Source organism: Bacteroidota bacterium (assembly GCA_016213405.1).
In the GTDB taxonomy this organism is placed as follows: Bacteria; Bacteroidota; Bacteroidia; order Palsa-948; family Palsa-948; genus Palsa-948.
Genome location: JACRAM010000087.1, coordinates 1 through 2,405, shown reverse-complemented (window position 1 = coordinate 2,405; position 2,405 = coordinate 1). Strand labels below are relative to the sequence as shown.

Below are 2,405 nucleotides of genomic sequence, written 5' to 3'. Positions count from 1 at the left end.
TGGTTTTCTTTTTTCTGCCAGTGAAAATTGATTCCAATAACAACATCGCGAAGCAGAAAAGATTCTATTTCCAGATCGTTCGGAATAAAAGTAATTTCCTTTGCCGAGAGAACTTCTTTTTTGTCATGGAAGAGAACTATGAGATCTCCGGCAAGCTTAGCTGTAAACTTACCGCTGAATTTTTTTTCGTAACTGTGAATGGAGAATTCGCCGTACAAATCGAAGCGGATTTCCTTTTCCGTTAGAACTCCAACACGTACATCGGGCTGATTCATAAAACCATCATTAATTTTGACCGAAATATAGCAACGATGCAGTTAATTAGGTAGGCAAAGTCTTCGTACTATTTTATTCCACCCAACCTTTCAAAATCTCCTGGTAGCTTTTCGGGTTGAACTCGATAAAGCTGTAATCAGCCGCATCATTCAAAGCGTAAGGATCGTTCTTAAAGAACCCGGTTATTTCTTCCATAGAATTAGCTTTTGCAATCACAATGCCACCCGTGCGCGGTACTTTTGGTCCGGAGACAAGCAGCATTCCAGCCTTGTAGCCCGTTTGAAGAAACTCTCTGTGAATTGGCGTTAATTCCTCAATTTTCTCAATAGGCGCCTTATAAATTATTTCTACGACGAAATGTCTCATTTAAATTCCTTTTACTATTTTTGCGGACAAATATAAGCGCAATGCTGCAAGAAAGGAAGAAAATGGATTACCGGGTTTTACTTTTCTATAAATACATCAGCTTTCCCGAGCCGGAAAAGTTTGTACAGGATCATCTACAATTTTGCCAGAACTACGATATCAAAGGACGCGTTTGGATTTCCAGCGAGGGAATTAACGCAACAGTTTCCGGCACAGTTAGCAATATAGAAGAGTTCAAAAATGAAATACGCAGCTATCCGCAGTTCTCGGATATTTGGTTTAAGGAAGATGAAAACGCCGGGCACGCGTTTAGGAAAATTCATGTTAGATTAAAAAAGGAAATTGTAAACGCGAGCTTTGGCGAAGTTGATCTTTCCAAAACCGGAAAGTATTTAGCACCGGAAAAGTTGAACGAGTTTTATGAAAGCGGAAAAGAGTTTTTAATAATTGATGCGCGCAACGAATACGAAAGTGTGATTGGGAAATTCAAAAATGCTGTAGCGCCAAAGATGGAAACATTCCGCGATTGGGTAAAAGTTGCCGATGAAATTGCAGACTACAAAGACAAAACAGTTGTAACTTATTGCACGGGCGGAATTCGTTGCGAAAAAGCGAGCGCGTATTTGGTTGAACGTGGTTTCAAAGATGTTTATCAGATGAACGGCGGAATCTGGAATTACATAAATCAATTTCCGGATAAATATTGGGAAGGAAGCATGTTTGTTTTTGATGAGCGCAGAGTCATCACTCCAAATACAAACGAAGAAACGAAACACATCAGCAAATGTTACTTTTGCGGTACGCCGGCATCATATTACATCAATTGCCACAATCAAGATTGCGATAAGCTGTTGGTAACTTGCCATGAATGTAAGATTGAACATGATTACTGCTGCTCGGATGAATGCCGCACATCAAGCAACAGAAGAAAAAGGTATGATGGGTAGCTATAAGCTTTAAGCCGTCAGTTTTCAGCAAAAGCATATACTGAAAACAGACAGCCGAAAACTTCTCAGCTTGGATCAGCAAGCGTTCCAACAAAAATTATAGCACCGCTGTTTTTCTCGCGAATCAAAAACAAAAACGGTTTATCAAATCTGATGTTGTTATTCATAATTGAAGTAACGCCGATTACAACGGAAGTAACTGCTGCCGCTTCCGTTCCTTCTTCATTCACATCAACATATGTTTTATGATCTACATCGCTGATGTAAGCGTTGCCGATTCCGGCATAAAGTTTTTTGAAGTTGGCTTTGCCCGGGTCGAAAGCTTCTCCCATTCCAAGTGCTTTTAATACGTCGTTTAATTTTATTTTGTACTCAAGTTTGAATCTTGGTAGGAATAAATTTCTTTTCCCGCTTGAAAGATGATTAACAACAGAATCGAAATTCTCTCTGGTTAAATAGAAAACTACTTCTTGCAGTTTTTTCCCGGTATTAGGAAGAAACAAAGTCATACTGAAAGCGCTGCTTCCGTATGGCAAATCAACGGCAGTAAATAGTTCGTTGTTAAATGTTGAAATCTCTGTTTCTTGTTCCATCATTTTAACGGCAACTTTTTTGCCGGTTTCAGTGGTGAAAATATCATCTTTCGTTTTGTTTGCATCGAACTGATATTTCCACGTTCCCTTAAAGTAAACCGCGTTGATGAGATACATTATAGTTTCGGGGGAAATCTGATCAACAATTTTCTCAATCTTGTCTTTGGTAGATGTTTTAACCCAGTTGTTGATTACGTTTACAGTTGCCGGATCTTGAAAGTTC

Annotated in this window: 4 protein-coding genes; 1 reads left to right on the top strand and 3 read right to left on the bottom strand. The window is 39.1% G+C overall.

Translation table 11 applies throughout. The features are described 5' to 3' along the window. Positions 1–275 (bottom strand): amidase (locus HY841_10570; GenBank protein MBI4931196.1); only part of this gene is annotated, 275 nt, incomplete at its 3' end. 73 nt (positions 276–348) lie between these two features. Beyond that, entirely contained in the window at positions 349–642 is a 294-nt protein-coding gene (locus HY841_10565) for a hypothetical protein (protein ID MBI4931195.1), read from the bottom strand. A gap of 41 nt (positions 643–683) precedes the next feature. On the opposite strand from HY841_10565, the gene HY841_10560 reads away from it, so the two are divergent. Next, the gene (locus HY841_10560; protein MBI4931194.1) at positions 684–1,589 is read left to right on the top strand and encodes a rhodanese-related sulfurtransferase; all 906 of its coding nucleotides are present in this window, start codon (positions 684–686) and stop codon (positions 1,587–1,589) included. Positions 1,590–1,654: 65 nt separating this feature from the next. Here the strand turns inward: HY841_10560 and HY841_10555 are convergent. Beyond that, positions 1,655–2,405, bottom strand: a 751-nt coding sequence (locus tag HY841_10555) for a serpin family protein (protein ID MBI4931193.1), incomplete at its 5' end; no start/stop codon positions are given.